The sequence below is a fragment of the Sphingomonas ginsenosidivorax genome (assembly GCF_007995065.1).
Taxonomy (GTDB): Bacteria; Pseudomonadota; Alphaproteobacteria; order Sphingomonadales; family Sphingomonadaceae; genus Sphingomonas; species Sphingomonas ginsenosidivorax.
On sequence record NZ_VOQR01000002.1, the window covers coordinates 96,354 to 120,953 of the forward strand.

General features: G+C 64.7%; 21 protein-coding genes. 11 read left to right on the top strand and 10 right to left on the bottom strand.

Annotated features, from left to right (window positions below; all coding sequences use genetic code 11):
• Positions 1-141 precede the first annotated feature (141 nt).
• Entirely contained in the window at positions 142-597 is a 456-nt protein-coding gene (locus FSB78_RS18620) for a PaaI family thioesterase (RefSeq protein WP_199743319.1), read from the bottom strand.
• Positions 598-617: 20 nt separating this feature from the next.
• Positions 618-2,132, bottom strand: a complete 1,515-nt coding sequence (locus FSB78_RS18625; RefSeq protein WP_242008460.1) for an efflux transporter outer membrane subunit — start codon at positions 2,130-2,132, stop codon at positions 618-620.
• Positions 2,133-2,201: 69 nt separating this feature from the next.
• Between FSB78_RS18625 and FSB78_RS18630 the strand changes: the two genes are divergently transcribed.
• The 3 genes from FSB78_RS18630 (at position 2,202) to FSB78_RS18640 (ending at position 7,112) form a co-directional block, all read left to right on the top strand.
• Positions 2,202-2,819: a TetR/AcrR family transcriptional regulator gene (locus FSB78_RS18630; protein WP_147084383.1), complete on the top strand. Its 618-nt coding sequence runs from the start codon at positions 2,202-2,204 to the stop codon at positions 2,817-2,819.
• A gap of 73 nt (positions 2,820-2,892) precedes the next feature.
• The gene (locus tag FSB78_RS18635; protein ID WP_147084384.1) at positions 2,893-3,984 is read left to right on the top strand and encodes an efflux RND transporter periplasmic adaptor subunit; all 1,092 of its coding nucleotides are present in this window, start codon (positions 2,893-2,895) and stop codon (positions 3,982-3,984) included.
• Positions 3,981-7,112: an efflux RND transporter permease subunit gene (locus FSB78_RS18640; protein WP_147084385.1), complete on the top strand. Its 3,132-nt coding sequence runs from the start codon at positions 3,981-3,983 to the stop codon at positions 7,110-7,112. The genes FSB78_RS18635 and FSB78_RS18640 overlap by 4 nt, the downstream gene beginning before the upstream one ends.
• Before the next feature lie 127 nt (positions 7,113-7,239).
• Here the strand turns inward: FSB78_RS18640 and FSB78_RS18645 are convergent, their stop codons facing one another.
• Positions 7,240-7,620, bottom strand: coding sequence for a winged helix-turn-helix transcriptional regulator (locus FSB78_RS18645; RefSeq protein ID WP_147084386.1), 381 nt, complete (start codon positions 7,618-7,620; stop codon positions 7,240-7,242).
• Between the two features lie 102 nt (positions 7,621-7,722).
• On the opposite strand from FSB78_RS18645, the gene FSB78_RS18650 reads away from it, so the two are divergent.
• Together FSB78_RS18650 and FSB78_RS18655 are read left to right on the top strand one after the other, a co-directional pair.
• Positions 7,723-8,784, top strand: coding sequence for an SDR family oxidoreductase (locus FSB78_RS18650; protein ID WP_147084441.1), 1,062 nt, complete (start codon positions 7,723-7,725; stop codon positions 8,782-8,784).
• Between the two features lie 22 nt (positions 8,785-8,806).
• The gene (locus tag FSB78_RS18655) at positions 8,807-9,727 is read left to right on the top strand and encodes an EthD domain-containing protein (protein ID WP_147084387.1); all 921 of its coding nucleotides are present in this window, start codon (positions 8,807-8,809) and stop codon (positions 9,725-9,727) included.
• A gap of 243 nt (positions 9,728-9,970) precedes the next feature.
• Here the strand turns inward: FSB78_RS18655 and FSB78_RS18660 are convergent, their stop codons facing one another.
• Complete coding sequence (locus FSB78_RS18660; protein ID WP_158638047.1) at positions 9,971-10,630, bottom strand: TetR/AcrR family transcriptional regulator; 660 nt, start codon at positions 10,628-10,630, stop codon at positions 9,971-9,973.
• A 243-nt stretch (positions 10,631-10,873) separates the two neighbouring features.
• Here FSB78_RS18660 and FSB78_RS18665 point away from each other — a divergent pair, with 243 nt between their 5' ends.
• Both FSB78_RS18665 and FSB78_RS18670 read left to right on the top strand, forming a co-directional pair.
• Entirely contained in the window at positions 10,874-12,958 is a 2,085-nt protein-coding gene (locus tag FSB78_RS18665) for a beta-glucosidase (RefSeq protein WP_147084389.1), read from the top strand.
• Between the two features lie 95 nt (positions 12,959-13,053).
• Entirely contained in the window at positions 13,054-13,245 is a 192-nt protein-coding gene (locus FSB78_RS18670) for a hypothetical protein (protein ID WP_147084390.1), read from the top strand.
• Positions 13,246-13,494: 249 nt separating this feature from the next.
• Here FSB78_RS18670 and FSB78_RS18675 read toward each other — a convergent pair whose 3' ends face one another.
• The gene (locus FSB78_RS18675) at positions 13,495-14,670 is read right to left on the bottom strand and encodes a tyrosine-type recombinase/integrase (protein WP_147084391.1); all 1,176 of its coding nucleotides are present in this window, start codon (positions 14,668-14,670) and stop codon (positions 13,495-13,497) included.
• A 367-nt stretch (positions 14,671-15,037) separates the two neighbouring features.
• Between FSB78_RS18675 and FSB78_RS18680 the strand changes: the two genes are divergently transcribed.
• The gene (locus tag FSB78_RS18680; protein ID WP_147084392.1) at positions 15,038-15,616 is read left to right on the top strand and encodes a recombinase family protein; all 579 of its coding nucleotides are present in this window, start codon (positions 15,038-15,040) and stop codon (positions 15,614-15,616) included.
• Between the two features lie 2 nt (positions 15,617-15,618).
• On the opposite strand, the gene FSB78_RS18685 is transcribed toward FSB78_RS18680, so the two are convergent.
• Positions 15,619-16,026 carry a MerR family DNA-binding protein gene (locus FSB78_RS18685; RefSeq protein WP_147084393.1) on the bottom strand — a complete coding sequence of 136 codons (408 nt, stop codon included), beginning with the start codon at positions 16,024-16,026 and terminating at the stop codon, positions 15,619-15,621.
• 62 nt (positions 16,027-16,088) lie between these two features.
• Between FSB78_RS18685 and FSB78_RS18690 the strand changes: the two genes are divergently transcribed.
• Both FSB78_RS18690 and FSB78_RS18695 read left to right on the top strand, forming a co-directional pair.
• Positions 16,089-16,856, top strand: a complete 768-nt coding sequence (locus FSB78_RS18690; protein ID WP_147084394.1) for a MauE/DoxX family redox-associated membrane protein — start codon at positions 16,089-16,091, stop codon at positions 16,854-16,856.
• Positions 16,857-16,941: 85 nt separating this feature from the next.
• Positions 16,942-18,062, top strand: a protein-coding gene (locus tag FSB78_RS18695; RefSeq protein WP_147084442.1) for an IS3 family transposase whose coding sequence is annotated in 2 segments (ribosomal slippage) — positions 16,942-17,194 and positions 17,194-18,062 — 1,122 coding nt in all. Because the reading frame shifts where the segments join, the coding sequence is not laid out codon by codon here.
• Positions 18,063-18,144: 82 nt separating this feature from the next.
• On the opposite strand, the gene FSB78_RS18700 is transcribed toward FSB78_RS18695, so the two are convergent.
• On the bottom strand, positions 18,145-19,158 hold the full coding sequence (locus FSB78_RS18700) for a fatty acid desaturase family protein (protein ID WP_242008461.1): 1,014 nt from the start codon (positions 19,156-19,158) through the stop codon (positions 18,145-18,147).
• Positions 19,159-19,480: 322 nt separating this feature from the next.
• Positions 19,481-20,191, bottom strand: a complete 711-nt coding sequence (locus tag FSB78_RS18705; protein ID WP_147084395.1) for a siderophore-interacting protein — start codon at positions 20,189-20,191, stop codon at positions 19,481-19,483.
• A 445-nt stretch (positions 20,192-20,636) separates the two neighbouring features.
• On the opposite strand from FSB78_RS18705, the gene FSB78_RS18710 reads away from it, so the two are divergent.
• Positions 20,637-21,806, top strand: coding sequence for a 1-deoxy-D-xylulose-5-phosphate reductoisomerase (locus tag FSB78_RS18710; protein ID WP_147084396.1), 1,170 nt, complete (start codon positions 20,637-20,639; stop codon positions 21,804-21,806).
• A 341-nt stretch (positions 21,807-22,147) separates the two neighbouring features.
• Here FSB78_RS18710 and FSB78_RS18715 read toward each other — a convergent pair whose 3' ends face one another.
• Both FSB78_RS18715 and FSB78_RS18720 read right to left on the bottom strand, forming a co-directional pair.
• Positions 22,148-22,912 carry an alpha/beta fold hydrolase gene (locus FSB78_RS18715; protein WP_147084397.1) on the bottom strand — a complete coding sequence of 255 codons (765 nt, stop codon included), beginning with the start codon at positions 22,910-22,912 and terminating at the stop codon, positions 22,148-22,150.
• Between the two features lie 2 nt (positions 22,913-22,914).
• Positions 22,915-23,793, bottom strand: a complete 879-nt coding sequence (locus FSB78_RS18720) for a fumarylacetoacetate hydrolase family protein (RefSeq protein WP_147084398.1) — start codon at positions 23,791-23,793, stop codon at positions 22,915-22,917.
• Between the last annotated feature and the right edge of the window lie 807 nt (positions 23,794-24,600).

Sequence of the window (24,600 nt, forward strand, 5' to 3'; positions counted from 1 at the left end):
TCGCAAGCTTACCAGGGCGCCCAGGGTTTGCCCCCCTCTTGTAATGATTAAACTGACGCAGTAGCTGTAGGTCTACACCTGCGCGCCAGAACTCACGCAATTTAGCGAAGGGTTTGGACGATGCTGTGAGGAACGCGCCAGCTACCTTCCAGTTGGCACCTCGAACACCAGCAACGTTGAAGTCGCGGTCGCGCAGACCTGACCCTTGTCGTTAGTAAGCGTAGCTTCAGTGAACGCGGCGCGCCGCCCCATCGAGATCAGGCGGCCAGTTGCGCGGACCGTGCCGCTGGTGCTGCTGAGTCCCTTTACGAACGACACCTTCAATTCCAGCGTCGTATAGCCGTATCCCGGTTTCAGCGCGGTATGAGCGGCGATGCCGCAGGCGCTGTCAAGGATCGTCGCGATGTAGCCGCCATGCACCCCTCCCATCGGGTTGTATGAGCTACCGTCGGGCGTGGCTTCGAAGACGGCGTGGCCGTGATCCGCCTCGATCAGCGCGATCCCCAGCTTCTCGCCGAGCGGCGGCTGCCGTCCGGCCGCGAGCAGCGCGCGCACCTGTGCGAGCCCGTCGGGACCGTCGGTCGTGGTCGATGACATCGTCATTCTCTCCTTCAGCTTTAGCGGCTGGCCATCACCGCGCCGCCATCTACCGGCGCTGCGACGCCGACCGGATCCCATCCTCCGCCCAACGCGCGGAACGATGCCACTGCGCCGCGGCTTGCCGCCGCGCGCGCCTGGATCGCGCCGTCGCGCGTCTCCAGCAGGCGTCGATCCGCGTCCAGCACCTCGACCAGGCTGACGACGCCGCCCCGATACGCGGCGTCCGACGTCGCCCGCGCGCGCGCCAGCGACGCCTCGCCCTGCGTCAGCGCTGCGGCGCGCGCTTCCTGCTGGACGAGCGTCGAGAACGCATCCTCAACATCCTGCGAAGCGCGCAGCACGGTCAGGCGGTAGGCCGCCAGCGCTTCCGCGTTGCGCCCCCTCGCCGCGCGGATCTCCGCATCGACCCGGCCGAAGTCGAACAGGCGCCAGCGCAAGCCCAGCACGCCGTTGGCCTGCGTCGCATTGCCGCCGAACAGCCCGCCTGCCGCCGTCGTCGCAGACCCGATAAGACCGCTGAGCGAGAATTTGGGGTAATATTCCGCTATCGCCGCGCCGATCCGGGCGTTCGACGCCGCCAGCGTCCGCTCGGCCGCTATGATGTCGGGCCGCCGCCGCAACAGCGCGGCCGGGCCACCCGCGGCCGAGACCTTCGGAGGCGACGGTATGGCGGCCGGCACGCCGAGCTGCGACCGGGTCGCGCCGGGCTGCGCACCGACGAGCACGTCGAGCGCGTTCATCGCGATATCGAGCTGGTTCTGGAGCGCCGGCACGCTCGCGCGGACCTGTGCCGCGGCCCCTTCCGCCTGTCGAAGCTGGAGTTCGGCGGCAACGCCCTTGCGATATTGCAGCGCGATCAGATCGACGAGGCGCCGTTGGGTGGCGGCCTGCGCGCGCGCGACGTCGAGCCGTCCCTGCAAGGCGCGCACGAGGATGTAGCTGTCCGCAGTCTGTGCCGCGACCGCCAGCCGGGCCGCGATCGCGCCCGCCGCCGATGCCTGCCAGTCCGCGCGCGCCGCATCGCGCGCGGCGTCGCGCCCGCCGAACGCGTCGAGCTCCCAGCTCGCACCCAGGTTCGCCTCGTACGTCTCGGTCGAGCGTTCGAATTGCGGAAAGGCGCTGCCGATACGTCCGATCGGCGTCTCCAGCGATTGATAGACCTCGCCCGCCTGCCCGCTGACCTGCCCCGACGGCAGCAGCGCGGCATTGGCGGTCCCGAGCGCGGCGCGCGCCTGCACGACGCGTACCTGCGCCTGCCGAAGATCGAGGTTCTGCGCCAATGCCTGCTCGACCAGTCCGGTGAGGGTCGGATCGCCGAACGACTGCCACCAGCGCACCATGTCGACGGCATCGGCGCCGACGACACGCGCCTCGACCGACGCGCCGCCGACATAGGTCGCGGGCGCAGACGACACCGGGGCGACATAGTGCGGCCCGACCGCGCAGCCGGACGCCAGCAGCAGGGCGAGGATCGACATCGGCGCACGCGGCAAGGATTGCATCTCGAACACCTCAGACAGCTCGTTGGTCACAGCATCGAGTAACTGATGGACGTATCGGTCACTTGTTGTCAATGCGGGTACATCGGATTATTGGGACTGATGAGCCAGGCACAGACCCCCGAGACCCTAGCGCGCGGCCCTGCAGAGCATGTCGTGCGCGACCAGATCATCGAAGCCGCCAACGCCTGCTTTGCGCGCTACGGCTATCAGAAGACGACCGTCGCCGACCTCGCGCGCACCATCGGATTCTCGAAGGCGTACATCTACCGCTTCTTCGACTCCAAGCAGGCGATCGGCGAGGCGATCTGCCGCGATCGGCTCGACCGGATCATCGCGGAGGCGCGTGTCGCGATGGACGAGGGCGGCACCGCGACCGACCGGTTCCGGCGGATGTTCCGTAGCGTGACCGCGCTGAGCGTCGCGCTGTTCTTCGACGATCGCAAGATCTACGAGGTCGCCGCGCTGTCCGCGCTCGAGCAATGGAATTCCGCGAGACATTATGCGGCGACGCTGCGTTCGATCGTCGAGGAGCTCGTCCGCGAAGGCCGCGAAAACGGCGAGTTCGAGCGCAAGACGCCGCTCGACGAAACCTGCCGCGCGATCTTCTACGCGATGATGCCGTTCATCGATCCGCTCCACCTCGAACGCAATCTCGACCTGCTGCCGGACGCGCAGAACGAGGTGACCAGCCTGATCTTGCGCAGCCTAGCGCCCTGACAATCAGATGTGACCGGTTGACATATCGGTAACTCGACGACATTGATCCGCCTCGTCGTGGAGGGATCGTCGCGTGCCGAACAGCTGTCATTATCGTGTCATCGCCGCCCCGATCCTGCTCGGTGGAGCGGTAGCGGGGTGCGGCCATGCCGCGCCCGATCCCCGTACGCAGCCGCCATTGGTTCGCGTGACGACCGCCAGTCCGGCGAGCGATGCCACCCGCGAGTTCACCGGGATCGTCGCGGCCCGCGTGCAGAGCGACCTGGGCTTTCGCATCGGTGGCAAGGTCGTCGCGCGGCTCGTCGATGCGGGGCAGGTCGTACGCCGCGGCCAGCCGCTGATGCGGATCGATGCCGCCGATCTGGCGCTGGCGACGCGCGCCTCGCTCGGCACCGTCGACGCGGCCCGCGCACGCGCCGGGCAGACGGCGGCGGATGAACGGCGCTTTCGCGATCTGGTCGGCGCCGGCGCGGTGTCCGCTTCCGCCTACGATCAGGCGAAGGCCGCAGCGGACGCCGCCCGCGCGCAACTGTCCGCGGCGCAGGCGCAGGCGCGGCAGACGCGCAACGAAATTGGCTATGCTACGCTGCTTGCGGATGCCGACGGCACCGTGGTGGAGACGCTCGCCGAGCCGGGCCAGGTCGTCGCCGCAGGGCAGCTCGTCGTGCGCGTGGCGCGGTCGGGACCGCGTGAGGCGCTGGTCCAATTGCCCGAAACGCTGCGCCCACGGCTGGGCTCGGTCGCGCGCACGCGCACGATCGACGGCAGCGGGGGCAGCGCGACGCTGCGCCAATTGGCGGACTCCGCCGATCCGGCATCGCGCACGTTCGAGGCGCGCTATGTGCTGGGCGGGGCAGCGGCGCACGCGCCGCTCGGCTCGACCGTCACCGTCGCGCTCGCCCTGCCGGGCAAGGCCGCGGGCATGGAGGTGCCGCTCGGCGCGCTGCGCGACACCGGGCGCGGGCCGGGGGTGTGGATCGTCCGCGCCGGCGCCACGCCGACGGTCGCGTGGCACCCCGTCCGGGTGGCGGCGATCGGCGAGGAAACCGCGATGGTCGCGGCCGGGCTTGCCGCTGGGCAACGCTTCGTCGCGATGGGCGCGCATATGCTGCATCAGGGCCAGCGGGTCCGCATCGCGGCCTCGGCGCCGGGTGCGGCCCGATGAGCGGTCGGCCCGACGATCGGCGCGATACCCCGTCGCGCTTCAACCTGTCCGCGCTGGCGGTGCGCGAGCGATCTGTGACGCTGTTCTTCCTGATCGCGATCATCGTGGCGGGCGTCGTCGCGTTCACGAAGCTCGGCCGCGCGGAGGATCCCAGCTTCACGATCAAGGTGCTGACCGTCGTCACCGCTTGGCCCGGCGCGACCGCGCAGGAGATGCAGGATCAGGTCGCCGAGCCGCTGGAGAAGCGCCTGCAGGAGCTGCGCTGGTACGACCGCAGCGAGACGTTCACGCGCCCCGGCCTCGCCTTCACCACGCTGACGCTGCGCGACACCACGCCGCCCGCCGCGGTCGCGGACGAGTTCTACCAGGCGCGCAAGAAGATGTCCGACGAGGCCGCCAGCCTGCCGCGCGGCGTCGTGGGGCCCTTCGTCAACGACGAATATGCCGACGTCACCTTCGCGCTCTACGCGCTCAAGGTGAAGGGCGAGCCGCAACGCCTGCTCGCACGCGAGGCGGAGCAGTTGCGCCAGCGCCTGCTCCACGTCCCCGGCGTCAACAAGATCAACATCGTCGGCGAGCGCCCGGAACGCATCTATGTCGAGTTCGCGGAGGAACGGCTGGCGACGCTCGGCGTGTCGCCGCGCGACATCTTCGCCGCACTCGCGAGGCAGAACCTCGTCACGCCTGCGGGCGCGATCGAGAGCAAGGGGCAACAGGTCGTCGTGCGGCTCGACGGCGCGTTCGACGATCTGGCGAAGATCCGCGACCTGCCGATCGTCGCGCGCGGCAACACGCTGCGCCTGTCCGAGATCGCGACTGTCACGCGCGGCTACGAGGATCCCGCGACCTTCCTCGTGCGCAGCCAGGGCGAACCGGCGCTGCTGCTCGGCGTCGTCATGCGCGAGGGCTGGAACGGCCTCGACCTCGGCCGATCGCTTAAGGACGAGGTGGCGAAGATCAGCGCCGAACTGCCGCTCGGCATGACGCTGACGCCGGTCACCGATCAGGCGGTCAACATCGCCGACTCGGTCGACCAGTTCATGCACACCTTCCTCGAGGCGCTGGCGATCGTCATGGTCGTCAGCCTGGTCAGTCTGGGCTGGCGCGTCGGCATCGTCGTCGCCGCCGCGGTTCCGCTGACGCTGGCGGTGGTGCTGGTGGTGATGTGGGCGACGGGCCGCGCGCTCGACCGCATCACGCTGGGCGCGCTGATCCTCGCGCTTGGCCTGCTGGTCGACGACGCGATCATCGCGATCGAGATGATGGTGGTAAAGATGGAGGAGGGCTACGACCGCATCCGCGCGTCCGCCTATGCCTGGAGCCACACCGCCGCGCCGATGCTCGCGGGCACGCTGGTCACCGTCATCGGGTTGATGCCGGTCGGCTTCGCGCAGTCGACCGCGGGCGAATATGCGGGCAACATCTTCTGGGTCGTCGGCTTCGCGCTGATCGCGTCGTGGTTCGTCGCGGTGATCTTCACGCCGTACATGGGCGTCAAGCTGCTGCCGGACATCAAGACCGTGGCGGGCGGTCACGACGCGATCTACCGGACCCCGCGCTACGAGAAGGTGCGCGGGCTGATCGCTTGGGCGGTCCGCCGCAAGCTGCTCGTCACGCTGACGACGCTGGCGGCGTTCCTGGTCGCCGGCGCAGGGATGGCGCTGGTCAAGAAACAGTTCTTTCCCGCCTCCGACCGGCCCGAGGTGCTGGTGGAGGTGCAGATGCCCAAGGGCACCGCGATCGCGCAGACCGATGCCGCGGCCCGCCAGATCGAGGCGTGGCTGCGCAAGCAGCCCGAGGCGACGATCGTCACCAGCTATGTCGGACAGGGCGCGCCGCGCTTCTTCCTGTCGCTGTCGCCCGAACTGCCCGATCCGTCCTTCGCCAAGATCATCGTCCTCACCCCCGACGAGGACGCGCGCGACGCGCTGGCCGTCAGGTTGCGCCAGGCCGCCGTAAACGGGCTCGCTCCGCAGGCGCGGGTGCGCGCGACGAAACTAACCTTCGGCCCCTATTCCCCCTTCCCCGTCGCCTTCCGCGTCAGCGGCCCGGACCTCGCGACCGTCCGCACGATCGCGGCGAGGGCGCAAGGCGTGCTGCAAGCCGATCCGTCGATGCGGACGGTCAACGCCGACTGGGGCGACCGCGCTCCCGCGCTGCACTTCGTGCTCGATCAGGATCGGCTGCGCGCGTTCGGCCTGACCTCGGGCGACGTCGCCGAACAATTGCAGTTCCTGCTCACCGGCGCGGTGGTCAGCCAGGCGCGCGAGGACATCCGCACCGTCGACGTGGTCGCGCGGTCTGCGGGCGCGGATCGGCTCGATCCCGCCCGGATCGGCGACTACACGCTGACCGGCAGCGCCGGACAGCGCGTGCCCGTCAGCCAGATCGGCCAGATCGACGTGCGGATGGAGGATCCGATCCTCCAGCGTCGCGACCGCGTGCCGACGATCACGGTGCGCGGCGACATCGCCGACGGCCTCCAGCCCCCCGACGTCTCCACCGCTATGTTGGAAAAACTTCAGCCACTGATCACGACGCTGCCGACGGGCTACCACATCGACATGGCCGGCTCGATCGAGGAAGCCGGCAAGGCCAACAAGGCGCTTGCGCCGATCTTCCCGATCATGATCGTGCTGATGATGGTCGTCATCATCCTGCAGGTCCGCAGCCTGTCCGCGATGGCGATCGTGCTGCTCACCGCACCGCTGGGGCTGGTGGGCGTCGTGCCGACGTTGCTGGTGACGGGGCAACCGTTCGGCTTCAACGCCATCCTCGGGCTGATCGCGCTGGCGGGCATTCTGATGCGCAACACGCTGATCCTGATCGGCCAGATCCACGATCACGAACGCGGCGGTATGGCCCCGTACGATGCGGTGGTCGAGGCGACGGTGCAGCGCTCGCGACCGGTGATCCTGACCGCGCTCGCCGCAGTGCTCGCGTTCGTGCCGCTGATCAGTTCGGTGTTCTGGGGATCGATGGCGGTGACGCTGATCGGCGGTACGCTCGGCGGCACCGTCCTCACCCTGGTGTTCCTGCCCGCGCTTTACGCCTTGTGGTTCCAGATCGGGCCAGCCGCCAAGACGCCTGAAGAGCTTTCGACTGCTAACGCTCCCGCTCTGGTGTGATCGTCGCTTCCTATTCAGCTACATCAGGGTCGATTAAAGGTTCGGGATCGGTCAATGACAGTCCGATCAGGGCGTCGGGATGTCAGACGCTCGTCCATTCTGATCAGAGCGCGGTCTAGTCCTGCAATCAGGGCCTTCTTGCAGAGGATCTGCTGCCGAGCTGGTCAAGCGCGTCCGCGTTGTCGCGTCCCCAGGCGTAGAGCAGCTCGACGGGCTCCACGAAGCGTTGGCCGAGCGGTGTGAGCCTGTATTCGACCGCCGGCGGGATCGCACTCTGCACGTGGCGGGTGACAAGCCCCACCTCCTCCATTTCGCGCAGCGTCTGGGTCAGCATCTTCTTGGACACGCCCGGCAGGCTACGCTGAAGAGCACCTGTCCGGCAGGCACCCTGATGACGCACGTGGAGCGTGTGCAGGACCATGCTTGTCCACTTGGTCGCGAACAACGCCAGTACGCGCCGCGGTGCGCAGTCCTCGCGCCACTCGTCCTCGGTCGATCCGGGCTGCATCGGTGGGTACCTCTTGGTGCCTGGTTGCCTGTTTGGTGCCGTCTAGAACCCGGCCGCGACGCTGCCTAGCTCTGCATGATCGAGATCGAGGGAAAGACCAGTATGACGAAGACGGCATTGGTAGTGGGCGCAAGCGGCATCGTCGGCAGCGCAACCGCAGCGCTTCTCGTCGAGCAGGGATGGACGGTGCATGGGCTTGCCCGTCGGCCAACCGGACAGGCGAACGTGCACCCGGTCGTGGCCGATCTGCAGGATGCCGAAGCGACAAAGACGGCGCTTTTCGGCATCGAACCCGACGCGGTGTTTATCACAACCTGGCTGCGGCAGGACAGCGAGGCGGAGAACATCCGCGTCAACTCGGCGATGGTGCGCAACCTCCTCCACGGATTGCCCAAGCCGACCCGGCCGCGCCACGTGGCGCTCGTCACCGGGCTCAAGCATTATCTCGGGCCGTTCGAGGCCTATGGTAAAGGCAAGCTGCCGCAGACGCCGTTCCGGGAGGAACAAGGCCGGCTCGACATCGAGAACTTCTATTATGCGCAGGAGGACGAGGTATTCGCGGCCGCTGAGCGCGACGGCTTCACCTGGAGCGTTCACCGCCCGCATACCGTGATTGGCAAGGCGGTCGGCAACGCGATGAACATGGGAACGACGCTTGCCGTCTACGCCACCCTCTGCCGCGAGACCGGTCGTCCCTTCACCTTTCCCGGCTCGGCCGCGCAATGGTCGGGGCTTACCGACATGACCGATGCCGGACAGCTCGCTCGGCAGCTTCTCTGGGCCGCGGAAACCGAAGCGGCGCACGATCAGGCGTTCAACATCGTCAACGGCGACGTCTTCCGCTGGCAGTGGATGTGGGCCCGCATCGCCAAATGGTTCGGGTTGGAGGCAGCACCGTTCGACGGCACGCCGCAGCCGCTCGAGCAACAGATGGCGGACGACGCAGAGTTGTGGCGCCGCATCGCCGAGCGGGACCATCTGGTCGAACCCGACCTCTCCCGGCTCGCATCGCCGTGGCACACCGATGCCGATCTCGGCCGACCGATCGAGGTGGTGACCGACATGTCGAAGAGCCGCAGGCTCGGCTTCACGGGCTACCAACCTACCGACGATGCGTTCTTTGCGCTGTTCGAGCAGTTGCGCACCGATCGCCTGATCCCCTGACCCGACAGACACGAGACCTGCCATGACCCATGAACATCGCCCCGACGCTGACTACGCGGATCGCGACGCCGCCATCGCGATCAACACCTACACGACCGTCCTGAAGCGGCAGCAGGTCCCGCACGAGGTGTTCGCGACCTACTGGCGCGACGTCCATGGCCCGCTCTGCTCGCGGGTGCCGGGGCTGGCCTGGTACGTCCAATACCATCTCAACCGCGAACAGGACGCGCACCTCTGGCCTGCGCAGGAGGGGATCGCGCCGTTTCCAGACTATGTGCTCGATGGCGGCGTGGAGATCGGCTTTGCAAACGCTGCCGATCAAGCCGTCTTCAACGAAGCGTCATCCATCCTGTTCTCGGATGAGCAGAACATGTTCGCCGCGACGATTGCCTATGCGCTTCCCCAAGGCTCGCGGACGCTGGTGGATCGGATCGCGGAGCCGAGCCCCAACGGCAACGACACGCTCGACCGGATGCACGTCCATTTCGGTCCGGGCGCCAGAGTTCCGGAGGCGTTCGCGGCCTTCATGGCGTCTTTCGCCGAGACGCTCGCGACCGACCCGGCGCTACTGCGCGTTCGGCTGCATCTGCCGGACGCCTATGACAATGCCGCTCCTGCACCGCCTGCGCCGGATGTCGCCCATACCGTGCCGCCTGAACGCGAACGGCTGGCGATCCTGGACCTGACCTTCGCCACGCCACTCACACGGCGGCGCTTCTTCGCGTCGGACAGCTTTTCCCGCACTATCGACGAGCAGAAGCAGCGTATCGGCCATGTCACCGCCTTCGCGGTCAGCGGGATGTACACCTACGTCCGCGACAAGGAGCTGACGCTTGCGGGTCTGAGGGGAAGTCGGCCGGCGCAGCTCATCGAGCAGCTGGGCGCGGTCAACCAGACAGCGGAGGATGTTCGTCACCTGATGCTGACAGGCACGCTCGATTGAAAGCGGGGTCGTAAGAGCGCATTCCAAGAGAATGACGGGGCTCTCCTGTTCAGCGCTCATCCCGTCTCGGACATCGACGAGCGGTCGGCCGCCCCCGGCTTCAGCCCGTTGTTCCCTCGCAGATAAAGGCGCGAGTAGCGTACACAGCCATCGTACGAAATGCGGCATTCGACCAGCAGACAGTCAGCCGAGACTCCATGTCTGCGGAGGATACCGACTGCGGATGTGTCGCCAACGATACCGTCAGGAACTGGTAGCTGCGTCTTGCAGTAATCCCTGTTCCAGAACCTGCCAGCGCTGGCGGAAAATCCGGCGTTGGTCGTCGACCGACGGATAGCCGTGCAGCGGCAGCGATGCCGCGTCGTTGACGAGCAGGTCGAACAGGATCTCCCGGAGCTCCTCGGTCGGCAACGCCGGCAACGCGCCGTCCGCCTTCGCCGCGTCGACCAGCATGTCGACCGGCGCGACATAGCGTGCGCGCACATCGGCGAGCGCCCGACGCACGGCGTCTTCCCGCAACGCCGTGAGCGCCAGCCGCTGCAGCGCGAGCATCCGCTCGGCCCCGATCCGCTCCCGATAGGCCCACATCAGCGCCTTGATGTCGGCAACCGGGTCGGCCGCGATCGGCGGCACCGGGATGTCGGCGTGCAATTGCGCGGCTTGACGCTGGATCACCGCAGCCAGTAACTCGCCCTTGCCGGGGAAGCGTCGGTACAGCGACATCTTCGTGATGCCGGCAGCGGCCGCGACCCTGTCCATCCGGGCGGCCTCGAACCCCTGCGCGCTGAAGATCTCGAACGCGGCGTCGATCAGGCGCTCGTCGATGACACGCCGTTCGGCCTCGCTCGGGCGGCCTTGCCTGCGCTTCGGGTCCGCCTGCGCCAGCGTCGATCGGTCGTCCATCATAACGGATGAATACACGCCACGTCATGAACAATCGACTTCGCGATGGAACTAAAGATACTGCTCGTATCTTTAATAGTTAAATCCCTGCCGGAGATCGTCATGCCTGCCAAGGTCCGCCTCGCTGTGTCGTGCGCCGTATTATCGTCGTTGTCGCCGCACGTCGCTGTTGCGCAGCCCCAAAGCGATTCGCATGAAACAGAGGGTACGCCGGACGCGCGCGCCGCTAGGACGGTCGCGCAGATGACGCAGGACGAGAAGTTCGCGTGGATCTCCGGCCCGATGGCGATCCCGATCGGCGACACGAAGAAGCCCGAAGGCGCGCTCGGCTCGGCGGCCTATTACCCCGCCATCCCGCGCCTTGGCATCCCCGCGCAGCAGCAGAGCGACGCCAGCCTGGGTGTCGGCAACCTCGGTGGCGTCCGCCCCGGCGACAACGCGACCGCGCTGCCCTCCTCGCTGCTGCTCGGCGCCGCGTTCGATCCCGAGGGTGCGCGCGAAACGGGTGCGCTGGTCGGGCAGGAGGCGCGCGCCAAGGGCTTCACCGTCCAGCTCGCCGGCGGCGCAAACCTGATCCGCGAGCCGCGTGGCGGCCGCAACTTCGAATATGTCTCCGAGGATCCGCTGCTGACGGGGATCATCGCGGGCAATTCGGTCGCCGGCATCCAGTCGCAGGGCGTCGTCGCCACCGTCAAGCATTTCGCGGTCAACGCGCAGGAGACCGGCCGCGTCCTGGTCAGCTCCGACCTGTCGCCCGCCGCCATGCACGAGTCCGACCTACTCGCGTTCAAGATCGCGATCGAGATCGGCCAGCCGGGAGCGGTGATGCCGGGCTACAACCTCGTGAACGGCCACTGGGCGTCGGAGAACGCCTATCTCATCAACACCGTCCTCAAGGGCGAGTGGCGCTATCCGGGATGGGTGATGTCCGATTGGGGCGCGGTCCATTCGACGGTCAAGGCGGCGCTCGCGGGTCTCGACGTGCAGTCGGGGGCCAACCTCGATCCCGATCCCTATTTCGGCGCGCCGCTGCAGGCCGCGGTCGCCGCGGGCAAAGTCCCGCAGACCCGGATCGACGACATGGTGCGCCGGCAGTTGCGCAGCCTCTATGCGGTCGGCGTCATCGACAATCCGCCGCAGCCCGGCGCGCCGATCGACTATATGGCGCACCGTCTGGTCGCGCAGCGGGCGGCCGAGCGCGGGCTCGTGCTGCTCAAGAACGAAGGCGACGCGCTGCCGCTCGCCAAGGGGGCGAAGCGCATCCTCGTCATCGGCCGCCGCGCCGATGTTGGCGTGCTCGCGGGCGGGGGCTCGTCAGCGGTGACCCCGGTCGGCAGCCTCGAAACCGAGGGCATGTCGTTCATGGGCACGGAGATGAAGAAGGTCTATCACCCTTCCTCGCCACTGAACGCGATCCGTGCAGAGGCCAATGCGGCGCAGGTCGACTTCCTCGACGGGACCGATCGCTCCGCCGCGATCACCGCGGCGCGCAAGGCCGATATCGTCGTCATTTTTGCCGAGGAATGGCGGTCGGAAGGGCTCGACATGCAGGGGCTCGGCCTACCCGACGATCAGGACGCGCTAATCGACGGCGTGGCGGGCGCCAATGCGAAGACGATCGTCGTGCTGGAGTCCGGCGGCCCGGTGGCGATGCCGTGGCTCGCCAACGTCCCCGCGGTCATCGCCGCCTTCTATCCTGGATCAGGCGGCGGCGAGGCGATTGCAGGGGTGCTGTTCGGTCGGGTCAATCCGTCGGGGCATCTGCCCATAACGTTCCCGGCAAGCGTCGCGCAGCTACCGCATCCCGACCAGCGCGATCCTGAAACGACGACGTCGAACCCCGGTCTGAAACCCAAAGGCGGCGTGTTCCATGTCGACTATGATGTCGAAGGGTCCGACGTCGGCTATCGCTGGTATGCGAGGCAGGGTCTGACGCCGCTGTTTCCGTTCGGCCACGGCCTGTCTTACACCAGCTTCCGGCACGGCGACCTGTCTGTACAGGCCGACAAGGGCAGCATCACCGCCGTCTTCACGGTCGCCAACACCGGCGCCCGCGCGGGCGCGGCAGTGCCGCAACTCTACGTCGCCCGCCCCGGCAAGGGTGGCTTCGTCACGCGACTGGCCGGATTCGATCGCGTCGATCTCGCCCCGGCGGCCCGTGAGCGGATAGAGGTGCGGATCGATCCCCGGCTGCTGGCGCGGTACGACGCGACCGCCCGCCTGTGGCGGATCGCCGCTGGCACCTACGAGGTCCGTCTGGCGAACGACGCGGCTGATCCCGGCATTAAAGCGACGCTTGAGCTCCCCGCGGCGACCTTTGGGCCTTGAGCATGTGCTCGGCTCGCTTTCACACGGCCGCTTCCTAATTCATCACTCCGATCATCGCAGTTCGCGCTCGATGACTGACCAAATGATACAAAACCGTGAAGACCATTTTCTCGCTCGCCGCGCTCACGCTGGCCATGAGCGGCCTGTCCGCTTGCTCGACGCTGAAGGGCGCGGGGCTGGGCGCGGCGGGGGGCGCCGGCGTCGCAGCGGCCACCGACGGTGACGTGAAGAAGGGCGTGACCGTGGGTGGAGCCGGGGGTGCCGTCGTCGGCACAGTAGTGGATTGAGGCCTCACCGGCCGAGAGGCGCGCTCCGCTTCTCGTGCTATCTGTTACCTTATCCCGGAAACTCTCGTGCTTTCAGTTTCCCTATGGGTTGTCTGGCACCCTGCAGAGCGAAGCAGGAGGATACGGTAACTGATAGCACGTGCTGTTTTAGGCTTCGATCCGACGTTCGGCTGATTCGATCGGTCTTGTGCTTTCAGTTACCCGATGTCTGAGCATTGTCCGCAGGCACGCCTGACCGAGCGGGAGCCGCTACATGAACCCCTTGCCGGCGTGATCACGGTAGCGTTCTGTGTCCCGCACATATTCCGCCACCATGTCGATCGACGCGTGCCGACTGTGCTGGCGCATCTTAAACAGGTTCGCATTCTGTCGCCCGGCCTCGGTCAGGAATCCGGCACGCAAGGAATGGCCCGCGAAAAGCTCCGGCGGGTAGCCGGCTGTGGCCGCGGCCGCCTTGACCACTAGGGCCACGCCCTTAGTGCTCATTGCCTTGTCGGTGAGGCGACCCTGCGGGGTGAGTTTCCGGAATACTGGCCCGGATGTAATCCCTGCTTTCTCGATCCAGGTTTCATAGTGGCGCACCGGCTCGAGCCTCGGCCCGTCGAGTACCGCGACGCCCTGGCCCTCGCCGAACTGGTCGGTCTTCGACGACTTCACTTTGATGGTGAGCCCCTCGGGATCGCGCGTCACCCGCGCGACCGTGATCGCCACCAGCTCTGAGCGGCGGAACGCGCCGCCCATGCCGATCGCGAGCAGCGCGCGGTCGCGGTGTGCGCGCAGATCGTCGCCTCTGATGCTGCGGAGCATGTCGCGCAGAATGTCGCCATCGGCCGCGCGCTTCTTGTGGACCTCATCGTCCTTCTTGGTGCGGCGGATGCCTCCGACAACAAGTCCCAGGTCGCTCGCGCCCGGCTGCGATGTCGGCGGCTCTACCTTGGCCATCCGATGCGCGAACACGATCGCGGCAAGTCGGCGGTCGATCGTCGCCCGGGTCAGTGGCTTTGGCTCGCGCCGCATGCGAAGCTTGCCCGTCTTTGTGAACTGGTCAGCTGCAGGCGTGAAACCTGTAGTAGCCAGCTCGGTCAGGAACGCCGCGACCGTTGCCGGCGTCGCGGGCAGCGAGCGATAGCGTCGTTCTGAGCACCAGGCGAGGAACAGGTCCCAGTCCGACCGGTAGGATTGCAGCGTCGCTTCTGCGCGACCTCGACGCAGGAAATGGTCGACGCGCTCCTGATCGTCGGGCGCCAGATCCGGAAGATAGAGCTCTTGAGGTTCGACGCGATCGAGCACGGTAAGTGCACCACTGATGATTGCGTCGAGATCTGCCGGACGATCGAAGCTTGGCGCTAGGTCGTCCGCAGAGGTCACGACAGCCGATGTCGCGGTTCCGTCGTCGGTATGCGGAGGCTTCTCATCTGAGATCATGGTTGCTCGGCATCGCAAAGTGAGAGAGGCTAGCTCGGGACATCACCCGAAGTCGCTTAGACCCGACATACGTAGCCGACCCAGCTGTCGGCATTCTTGGGACCGGGGACGATCTTCGCTTCTTGGTTGTGATCTCAAAAGGTGCATCTGTTTTAAAACAGTGGATATCACACACTCACACCCTGCCGCAGTTGCAAGGCGCCGTCACCGCCCGCGAGGCGAGGAAGCTTCTGCTCCGTCCCGCAAACGATCGATTTTGAAGCGCGACCATGTGAGAACGTCTAGCAGGCTGCCGCAGCTTATCAAAACGCTTTCTCACATGGTCCGTGTCATGTTAGCTGCGCGAGATGGGTTTTGAGACGGATCTATGCTGATCGGCTACGCGCGGGTGTCGACGCCCGAACAAGCTCTGACGATGCAGGCCGACGCGCTACACAAGGCGGGGTGTCAGCGGATCTTTTCCGATAAGGCGAGCGGAGCCAAGGCCAATCTGGGGGGCTTGGCCGACGCCTTATCTCACGCACGGGCTGGCGACGTAATCGTGGTATGGAAGCTCGACCGGCTTGGTCGAACAATGAAAGGCCTTGTCGACCTCGCTGCACAATTGGCCGACCGCGGCATCGGGTTCTGCTCGCTGACGGATGGCATTGATACGGCGGGTACTGCCGGGAAGCTCGTCTTTCACATCATGGCGGCCATGGCGGAGATGGAACGCGATCTGAACCGGGAGCGCACGACGGCCGCGCTGGATGTGGCTCGACGGCAGGGAAGGGTGGGCGGCCGAAAGACGGTAATGACGCCCAAAAAGCTGGAGGCGGCTCGCACCCTTCTGGCGTCTGGGGTGAAGCGGCGCGAGGTTGCCTCGATGATCGGTGTGTCGATCCCGACCATCTACCGCCATTTTCCGGCGCCGATGGAAGATGCAATCAACGCGGAAGGGAAATAGCGTCAGTCGGGTTCAAAAGCCGTCAGGATGGGGCAGGGGCCTTCCGAGCCGGCCCCGCACTCGCGGGCGAGCCGGTGTAGCGAGCTCCGCACCCGCTTCAGCTCATCGATCTTCGCATCTAGCGCTGCGACCCTTTTATTGGCGAGTTCCCGCGCCCGCACACGATCGTCGGTGGCGTCGAGCTCGAGCAGCTCGCCAATCTCCTCGAGCGTGAAGCCGGCGCCTTGTGCCGACCGGATAAAGCGCAGCCGGCGAACATCCTCCGAACCATAGCGGCGGATACCGCCTCCGGACCCGGAGTTGTTCGGCCTGTCGGGTGTCTCGAGAAGACGGCGGCGCTGGTAGTAGCGGATCGTTTCCACCCCCACGTCACCCTCGCGTGCAAGCCCCGCAATGGTCATGCCGGTCATTTCTTGACTCCGTACTATGGTACGGATCCCATATAGGTCGGCACATAGGCCGGAGAAGACAAATGGCGACGTTGGCGCCCAAGAGGGCGACGATCTATCGGATGGTAATGCCGACCCACACCTGTCCCTACGGGATCAAGGCGACGGATCTTCTGCGTCGGCAAGGTTACGAGGTGGAGGACCATTGGCTGCGCACGCGGGAGGAAACGGACGCGTTCAAAGCCGAGCATGGAGTCAAGACGACACCTCAAACCTTTATTGGAGGTAAGCGGGTCGGGGGCTACGACGATCTGCGCCGCTTTTTTGGCAAGGCGGCCCGCGACTCCCAGGCCGTCACTTATCGGCCGGTGATTGCGGTGTTCGCCATGACGGCGCTGATGGCGCTAGCCGCCAGCTATGCCGTGCTCGGCACACCCTTCACGGTGCGCGCGGGTGAATGGTTCATTGCCTTCTCGATGTGCGTGCTCGCCATGCTCAAGCTCCAAAATGTGGAGAGCTTTTCGAGTATGTTCCTCAACTATGATCTGCTCGCCAGCCGGTGGGTGCCCTATTCCTACATCTACCCCTACGCGGAAGGGGCAGCGGGCGTGCTGATGGCGGCAGGCGTACTGACCTGGCTGTCGGTGCCGATCGCGCTCGTCATTGGAACGATCGGAGCGGTTTCGGTCGTCAAGGCGGCTTACGTAGACAAACGTGAACTCAAATGCGCCTGCGTAGGTGGAGACAGCAATGTGCCTCTTGGCTTCCTGTCGCTGACGGAAAATGTGACGATGGTAGCGATGGCCTTGTGGATGATCGTGGCGCCTGCTGCACTCGCAGCGGCTCATTGAGCCGTTAACTTCGGGCGGAGAGGCTGTGACCTGCTCCCCGGAAATCATGCCATTGGTAAGTTAGCTCGTCAGATGGAGACGAGTGATGCGGCGAGGCCGATTTACCGAGGATCAGATCATTGGCGTGCTGCGCGAGCATGAGGCCGGCGTGAAGACCGCCGAGCTGTGCCGGAAGCATGGGATCAGTGACGCGACGTTCTACAACTGGAAGGCGAAGTACGGCGGGATGACCGTGTCGGAGGCGGCGCGGTTGCGGGCGCTCGAGGACGAGAACCGCCGGCTGAAGAAGCTGCTGGCGGAGTCGATGCTCGACGTGTCGGCGCTGAAGGATCTGCTGAGAAAAAACTGACCCGGTCTGGAGATCGCTACGCTGCGGTGGAGAAGCTGATGGCCGACCACAGCTTCTCCAAGCGTCGCGCCTGCAGGCTGATCGGGGTGAACCGGTCGGCGTGGCAATATGAGCCGCTTCGCGGGAAGGACGATGCTGTCCGCGAGCGGATGCGCGAGATCGCGAACGAACGTCGTCGCTTCGGCTATCGACGGCTGGCGATCCTGCTCAAGCGGGAGGGCAAGGGCATGAACCTGAAGAAGGTGTATCGGCTCTATCGCGAGGAGCGACTAACGGTGCGCAAGCGTGGCGGTCGCAAGCGCGCGCTGGGCACGCGGGCGCCGATGGCGCTCCCGCAAGAACCCAACCAGCGCTGGTCGCTCGACTTCGTATCGGACTCGTTGGCCTGCGGCCGGCGGTTCCGCATGCTCAACGTCATCGACGACTACAGCCGGGAATGCCTGGGATGCATCGTCGACACCTCGCTGTCGGGTCGGCGGGTTGTTCGCGAGCTGAGCGCCATCGCCGAGCGTCGTGGACTGCCGTGCATGGTGGTCAGCGACAACGGCACCGAGCTGACCAGTCATGCCGTCCTCGCCTGGTGTCAGGACACCGGAGTCGAGTGGCACTACATTGCCCCGGGGAAGCCGCAGCAGAATGGCTTTGTGGAATCGTTCAATGGTCGCTTGCGCGACGAGTGTTTGAACGAACACCTGTTCCCCTCGCTGGCTGCGGCGAGACGGATCATCGAGGCATGGCGGACGGACTACAACACCGTGCGTCCGCACAGCAGTCTTGGCGGGATGGCACCCGCCGAGTTTACGAACAGCCCCCGCCAGGGGCATATGGACACCAAAGCTAAGTTATCAGCGGCCTGAAAACGGGGAGCAGGTCAGCTGCCGGAGAGCGTGAAACCGGATTGGCCCATACTCAGCAGACTATCTATCGACTTCGGTAGTATCAACGCGGTTGGTCGGAGTTCCTTGTCTTGCGGGTGATCCTGCTTACCAATCCGAATAGTCCGGGATGATTCGCCTTATGATAGGATGATCCGACACCCAGCGCGGCGGTAAGCCGACGGTGCGCCTCTCCCAGGGCGTGATAGGGTAGACTTGGAAGAAGGTGGTGGAGCGCGTGGTAGCGTAAGCCAACAGGGGCCCAAAGCATCGGCAGCAACGTGGGTGGCGGCACGTTGACTGAATCAAGGTACTGCGCGGTAAGGCTCATTGCCTCCCCCTCATTCTCCCAAAGGTGAGCAGTGAGCGTGCGAACTTGGTTCAAGAGCGCGATGCTTGAGCCAATGATTAGTCCGACGATAAAACCGTGCAACGAGATGGTGCCGTATGCCACCATAGCCAACAGCATGATCGCCCAAACGCTCGCTGCTGCCTCGAGCTGCATAAAGAGCTTGCGAGCGTCACCCGTAGGCATGCGCCGGCGGAAAGACGGGTTGATCGTGAGGGACGAGTATCGCTCGATGGCTACTAGTCTAAGCCGTTTGGAGAGCAATGAAAGTGGCGTCAACACCGCAAATCGTAGGATAACCCCGACCGGGGCCATTGCGGAGACGAGTATGAACAATAGGAGTGTTGACGGCATCATCAGCGCAAGGGACAGATATTCTGGATCGTCCTTGGTTCCGTACCGCGACTTAGCATGATGGAGGTTGTGGATACCATCATACATGAAGGACGGCACCAGCATCGGTATTCCAACGACAATATTCCAGATCAATCGAAAACCTGGTAGAGCGGCATGCTTGATGTGGCTTACCTCATGGATAAACGAGAGAGCGCGGTAGAGCGCGAGCACCGAAACAATACCTGCGGCGATCACCACCGGCGTTGTCCTAGCGGACGCGGCGAACATCAACGCGCCATAGCCGATTACTGCAGCAGCGAGCATATCCACCCAGTAAATGATGGCGCGCGGCCGTTTCAGATCGTGGGTAAGCGCGGCTGCCGTTCGCAGCATTGTCTTTTCCTCGGCACAGCGGCGGGGAGTTTTTAGCTCGGTGCAGGAGGGGGCCGCGACGGAAAGACCGGACGCAAGCTGTACACGCACTCCCTCGACTGGGTCGTGGGTAACTACCTTACACATAGATCCCTCGATGTTGTTACCGGAAGCATGTCGCCCGCCGCGCGCTACGGCGTTGTCACCATGTGCGCACTCCTCGACCGGAACGCGCTCAACTACGGCCGGCGGCTTGGCCTCACGGCTGGCGAGCGTGTCGCGGTGCCGGGTGGCTAGAGCCATGCCCGGCCGCTTGATCCAGGTTGCCGAGGATGAGGTCTTCCTAGTAGTCACTGTCTTGATCGACATGCTCGATCTCGCCGCATTTCCAGTATCCGGATACATGAAGCGCGGATCGGTCGAAGCCGATGCGCCCAAACGCACACCGTAGCTCTCGTGCGGCGGTCGCCTCGCAAGCGACCCAAACCTGCGATGTGTCGGGGTTCACGGTCAGCGTCTTCGCATACTCAGCAAGCAGAACGCCAGGCTGCCGATCGCTGATAATCCAGCTAACCTGGGCGCCATCGTAAGCCGGCAGCGGCTGAACTGCCTCCGGCGTCGATGCCTCAAGTACTACCACGGTGCGTTCTGCCTGCTGCATCCCCTCTAGTATTGCTGATATAGCGGAGATTGCGGTCTCGTCCCCAAGGAGAAACAGCTGCTTTCCGGGTATGTGCGAGAAGTTGCTGCGCGGACCTGCTATTTGCACAATTGAGCCAACCTTCGCCGTTTCCAGCCATCGTCCTGCCAAGCCGTGCCCATGGACGACAAAATTGACATCCATCTCGCATTCCTCAGGCCGCCAAGCCCCGATCGAAAACGCACGACCGTCCGCGCCATTGTCAAAAAAGAGTTTCACCCACTGTCCTGGGCGATCACGCGCGAAATGGGCAAGATCCTCACCACCAAGGGTCACGCGCCGCATGCGTGGCGTGACGTCGACGATGCGCTTCACGTTCGTCTCGTACAGCCTGTAGATTGGCTTGTGATGCATCTAACGCTCCTTCGACGCGCCCGCCCAATTCTGATTGGCCTAATGATAATCATTAGCAGATCGTCTTGCGTAACTGTCAAACGCCATAGAATAATGGGAAGTCGCCCTTTGCCAGCGATGGAAGCTCCGACGTCGCTGCCAGAGGTACCATTGGTCTCGTCAGACGTAGGGCCGATGCGGCCATCATGCGGCTGTCGTTAATCAGCCAGCGGATCTGGCAGCCAAGCGCCCGGCTGGCGGAACTCCGTTATCGACTGTCGAGGCCGAGATAACGCGACGACCCGCAAACACGTATCAGCGGCCGTGCTCATGCGAGAGCCACGACCAAGCGGTTCCTGGCCTCCACAAACTGGCAAGGCGAACGGGTGAAGGAGTCGAAGCGAGAGCAGACTCACGCGTCATGTTGGGCTCGCCGCCCACTCGACAACGTAGACCAAAGGATGACATGACCTTGAACAGACGAAGCGTCACCGTTCTTGGGGCGACAGGTTCGATCGGGAATTCGACCCTCGACCTCATCAATCGTCACCCCGACACCTTCGACGTCGACACGGTGACGGCCCATCGTGACATCGTCGGACTCGCCGCTGCGGCTCGCCAATCCAATGCTCGATATGCGGTGATCGCGGACGAGACCAAATATCTTGCGCTCAAGGGACTCTTGGGCGGAACCGGCATTCAAGTGGCGGCGGGCGCGGACGCGATCATAGAGAGGGCGGGGGCCGGTACTGATTGGACGATGGCGGCGATCGTCGGACTGGCAGGTCTTGAGCCGATTATGGCGGCCCTTCGGGCAGGGGGGACCGTAGCGCTCGCAAACAAGGAGGCCCTGGTGGCAGCCGGTACGATCATGATGGACGCCGTTGTCGACCATGGCGCAACGCTGCTCCCGGTGGATTCGGAGCATAACGCCGTCTTCCAGTGCTTTGAGCCCGATCCTGCGCGGATCAGGCGTATCGTCCTAACTGCCAGCGGGGGGCCGTTTCGCACCTGGTCGTACGAGCAGATGAGGTATGCGACCGTAACACAGGCAGTGAAGCATCCAAATTGGCCGATGGGACACAAGATCTCGGTCGATAGCGCCACGATGATGAACAAGGGGCTCGAACTGATCGAGGCACGCCATCTATTCGGCGTCGCGCCTGGCATGCTCGACATCGTGGTTCATCCGGAATCCATCATCCATTCGATGGTCGACTTCATCGACGGCTCGACGCTGGCACAGATGGGTTGTCCCGACATGCGCGTGCCGATCGCCTATACCTTGGCGTGGCCGGAGCGAATGGCGACGCCCTGCGATCGGCTTGATCTTGCTCAGCTTGGTCAGTTGACCTTCGAAAAGCCTGACGAAGACCGCTTTCCGGCGCTGCGTATCGCGAAATCGGCGCTGTACCAGGGAGGAGCGACACCCGTGATCATGAACGCCGCGAACGAGGTCGCCGTCGCAGCCTTCCTTCAGCAGCATATCGGCTTCGCCGATATCATGAAGGTCGTCGAGATGGTGCTTGAGACCTATATGGCTCCAGATCCCGCAGATCTCGACGATGTCCACGCAATCGACGAGGAGGCAAGGGCGTTCACAACATTCCATTTGAAAGCGGCCGTGGCAGCTTGAGGCTCGCCAGGCGGTGTCCCGGCGGCATGCCGCTGCCGGGGCGGCAATGGCGCATTGATCGTTCTGCGTGACGCACGGGACCGCCGTGTCCATCATGCCCGTCCTCGCCCCGGAGCCGGCGCGGCTAGCGCGGGAGGACCGTTCGGCGGACGAAGCATCAAACCATCAGCGGTCGCGGGCCGCGCTGCGGTTTTGTTCGTCAGTGAGCCGGGCTGTCGAAATGCAACGCACGCCGAGACATCGCCATCCGCTGATCTTCTTCCGACTGAGCAAATAGCATTCGAAGAGCCATGAGCGGCGGGGACCAGCCGAGGCGAGACCTCTGGCTGGTCCCCGGCCGGTTACTTGACGCCGAACAGGAAGTTCAGCACGAGCTCGTTAACCTCCTTAGGACGCTCGATGGTTGTCCAGTGGCCGGTCCGTGCGAGGATGTAGAATGCTGAGTCCGGAAATTTGGCCGCGAGCGCGGACGCAGCTGGCGGCGGCGATGTGTTGTCCTCGTCGCCGGTGATGAGGATGGCGGGAACGGAGATCCGCCCCACGTCGGCCGCAACGCAGGTGGCGAGCGCTTCGCAATGGCGAGCATAACCCTCGGCCGGCTGGCGCATGATGAATTCGCGTACGAAGGCCGCGATTGCGGGCTGGTTGGCCTTGGTGTCGGCTGAAGTGCCGGCAGCGACGATCTGATCGGCGATCTCGCCGAGGCCTTCTTCGCGCGCCTTGGCGGCGCGGGCCTTCATCGCCTCGCGGCCGGCCTCACCTGGCGCATGGACCGGACCGATCAGCGTAAGCGAACGCACTTTATCCGGCGCCATCAGGGCGAGATGCTGTGCCACCACCGTGCCCATCGAATGGGCAACGACATGGACGGGTTTATCGACGCCGATCTGCTCAAGAACGCCTAGCGCGGCTTCGACGAGACCATCGATCGTGTTCTTACCCTTCGATTCCGACTGCCCTGCGCCCGGCAGATCGAAGCGATGGCAGGTGAAGAAGCGCGAGAGCGCAGCGACCTGCGGACCAAACACGTTCGACGTGCCGCCGAGACCGTGGATGAAGAGGATCGGATCGCCCGATCCAGTTGTTTCGACGTGGTACTTTGACATGTTCAAGCGACCTTGTTTGCAAGCCGGCCGAGACCGGAGATTTCAATAGCGATCTCGTCACCGCGCGCGAGATACTTGGGAGGATCGAATCCGATCCCGACACCCGCCGGGGTGCCGGTGGCGATCATGTCGCCGGGCTGCAGGGTCAGACCTCCGCTCAGCGTCTCGATCAGGGTCGGTACGTCGAAGATGAGATCAGACGTGTTGCTGTCCTGCCGCAGCTCGCCATTGACCCAGCACTGCAGGTGCAGATCATCGACCTTTACCTCGTCGGCAGTGACGATGTACGAACTGATCGGGCAGAAGGTGTCGAGCGACTTGCCGATAAACCACTGCTTGTGCTTCGACTGCAGATCACGCGCGGTCATGTCGTTGATGATAAGATAGCCGAAGACATGGTCGAGGGCGTCCGCCTTGGAAATGCCGCGACCACTCTTCCCCATCACAACGCCGAGTTCGGCCTCATAGTCGATGCTGTCGGAAAGTCCGGTCGGATAGAGGATGTCCTCGCCATTGGCGATGACGGTCTCGGGTGCCTTGGTGAAGATGATCGGCGCCGTCGGGATGGCGTCGCTCGCGTCCTTTGCCGAGCTGTCGAAACCGCTCTTGGTGAACTCGTGCGCGTGGGCATGATAGTTCTTGCCGACGCACATCACGTTGCGGCTCGGGACGATCGGCGGCGCGAACGTCACGTCGCTCAGGCGCTCGCCCTCGCCCGAAGGAACGAGGCGGGTTTTCACATCATCGTAGATGCGGATGAGATCGATCATGGTGTCGACTGGCTGGCCGAGCAGGTCGGATACGGGCCAGTATCGATCGGTCTCTGGGGAGACGACCGCGACAACATCGTCGGCTCCCGTTTTCAAGGTTGCCAGTTTCATCAGTCTCTCCCGTCAAGATTGTTGGCGAATGTGAACCATTGGTTGGCTGCTTATGAACCAAGAGCGTCCTTGGGTCAATAAACCGATGCAATGGCGCAGGCAAAATAATTATAATAAGGGTCCTGGTATAGTGTTGGTTCAGTTCCGCCACGCCTTTGCGGGGAAGCGCCGTGATGGCCGATCTGAGGGGGCCAGGCCGTCCTGACGTATCCCCAAGGTACGCCGCGCGAATATCGCTTCGAGCAACGGGATGAGGCTCGAGGGATTGTCGCCACGTACGCCATCGGAGGCCGCGAACGCGGCACCGCCTGACGCCGGCGACTCGGCGATAGCAGCCATACGCATTCCCAATCGCGACGCGTCGAGCTCGAGGCGGTCTTTGATCCGGGGATCCGCTACGAAGCCCCAGCGGATCGCGCGAACTTTGCCACCGTCTCCCAAGTGGTCCAATCATCGACCGCATGCGCGCGGACCGCAGTCCGTGTTTTTCACGAGGCAGCGCCAGATCCTGCGGCATTTCGATAAAGGCGTCCGCCGGACGCGTCGGAAGAGATGTGGCCCGAACGACGTCGCGGTCCTGCCAGCCCGCCGATCCTGGCATGCCATGGCGGATATGGAGGGGGCGCCGGACGATCGGGTCCGAACGGAAAGTCCGTGCCCGGCATCAGATGAAATGAACGACGCGCCTCCGGATGACAGAATTCAGAGCCGGGCCAGTGTCGTGACCTTCATGATCGCCGGGCTTCATGCATGCGTCGTGCCCGATCCGTGCGCCTGTCTGCGTTGAAGTGTCGGGCCCATGTTGTC

What these genes read in the sequence shown, in the direction of transcription:
- FSB78_RS18620 (WP_199743319.1), bottom strand. Translation starts at nt 597, where the DNA reads ATGTCATCGACCACGACCGACGGTCCCGACGGGCTCGCACAGGTGCGC.
- FSB78_RS18630 (WP_147084383.1), top strand. Translation starts at nt 2,202, where the DNA reads ATGAGCCAGGCACAGACCCCCGAGACCCTAGCGCGCGGCCCTGCAGAG.
- FSB78_RS18640 (WP_147084385.1), top strand. Translation starts at nt 3,981, where the DNA reads ATGAGCGGTCGGCCCGACGATCGGCGCGATACCCCGTCGCGCTTCAAC.
- FSB78_RS18645 (WP_147084386.1), bottom strand. Translation starts at nt 7,620, where the DNA reads ATGCAGCCCGGATCGACCGAGGACGAGTGGCGCGAGGACTGCGCACCG.
- FSB78_RS18650 (WP_147084441.1), top strand. Translation starts at nt 7,723, where the DNA reads ATGACGAAGACGGCATTGGTAGTGGGCGCAAGCGGCATCGTCGGCAGC.
- FSB78_RS18655 (WP_147084387.1), top strand. Translation starts at nt 8,807, where the DNA reads ATGACCCATGAACATCGCCCCGACGCTGACTACGCGGATCGCGACGCC.
- FSB78_RS18660 (WP_158638047.1), bottom strand. Translation starts at nt 10,630, where the DNA reads ATGGACGACCGATCGACGCTGGCGCAGGCGGACCCGAAGCGCAGGCAA.
- FSB78_RS18665 (WP_147084389.1), top strand. Translation starts at nt 10,874, where the DNA reads ATGACGCAGGACGAGAAGTTCGCGTGGATCTCCGGCCCGATGGCGATC.
- FSB78_RS18675 (WP_147084391.1), bottom strand. Translation starts at nt 14,670, where the DNA reads ATGATCTCAGATGAGAAGCCTCCGCATACCGACGACGGAACCGCGACA.
- FSB78_RS18680 (WP_147084392.1), top strand. Translation starts at nt 15,038, where the DNA reads ATGCTGATCGGCTACGCGCGGGTGTCGACGCCCGAACAAGCTCTGACG.
- FSB78_RS18685 (WP_147084393.1), bottom strand. Translation starts at nt 16,026, where the DNA reads ATGACCGGCATGACCATTGCGGGGCTTGCACGCGAGGGTGACGTGGGG.
- FSB78_RS18690 (WP_147084394.1), top strand. Translation starts at nt 16,089, where the DNA reads ATGGCGACGTTGGCGCCCAAGAGGGCGACGATCTATCGGATGGTAATG.
- FSB78_RS18700 (WP_242008461.1), bottom strand. Translation starts at nt 19,158, where the DNA reads ATGCTGCGAACGGCAGCCGCGCTTACCCACGATCTGAAACGGCCGCGC.
- FSB78_RS18705 (WP_147084395.1), bottom strand. Translation starts at nt 20,191, where the DNA reads ATGCATCACAAGCCAATCTACAGGCTGTACGAGACGAACGTGAAGCGC.
- FSB78_RS18710 (WP_147084396.1), top strand. Translation starts at nt 20,637, where the DNA reads ATGACCTTGAACAGACGAAGCGTCACCGTTCTTGGGGCGACAGGTTCG.
- FSB78_RS18715 (WP_147084397.1), bottom strand. Translation starts at nt 22,912, where the DNA reads ATGTCAAAGTACCACGTCGAAACAACTGGATCGGGCGATCCGATCCTC.
- FSB78_RS18720 (WP_147084398.1), bottom strand. Translation starts at nt 23,793, where the DNA reads ATGAAACTGGCAACCTTGAAAACGGGAGCCGACGATGTTGTCGCGGTC.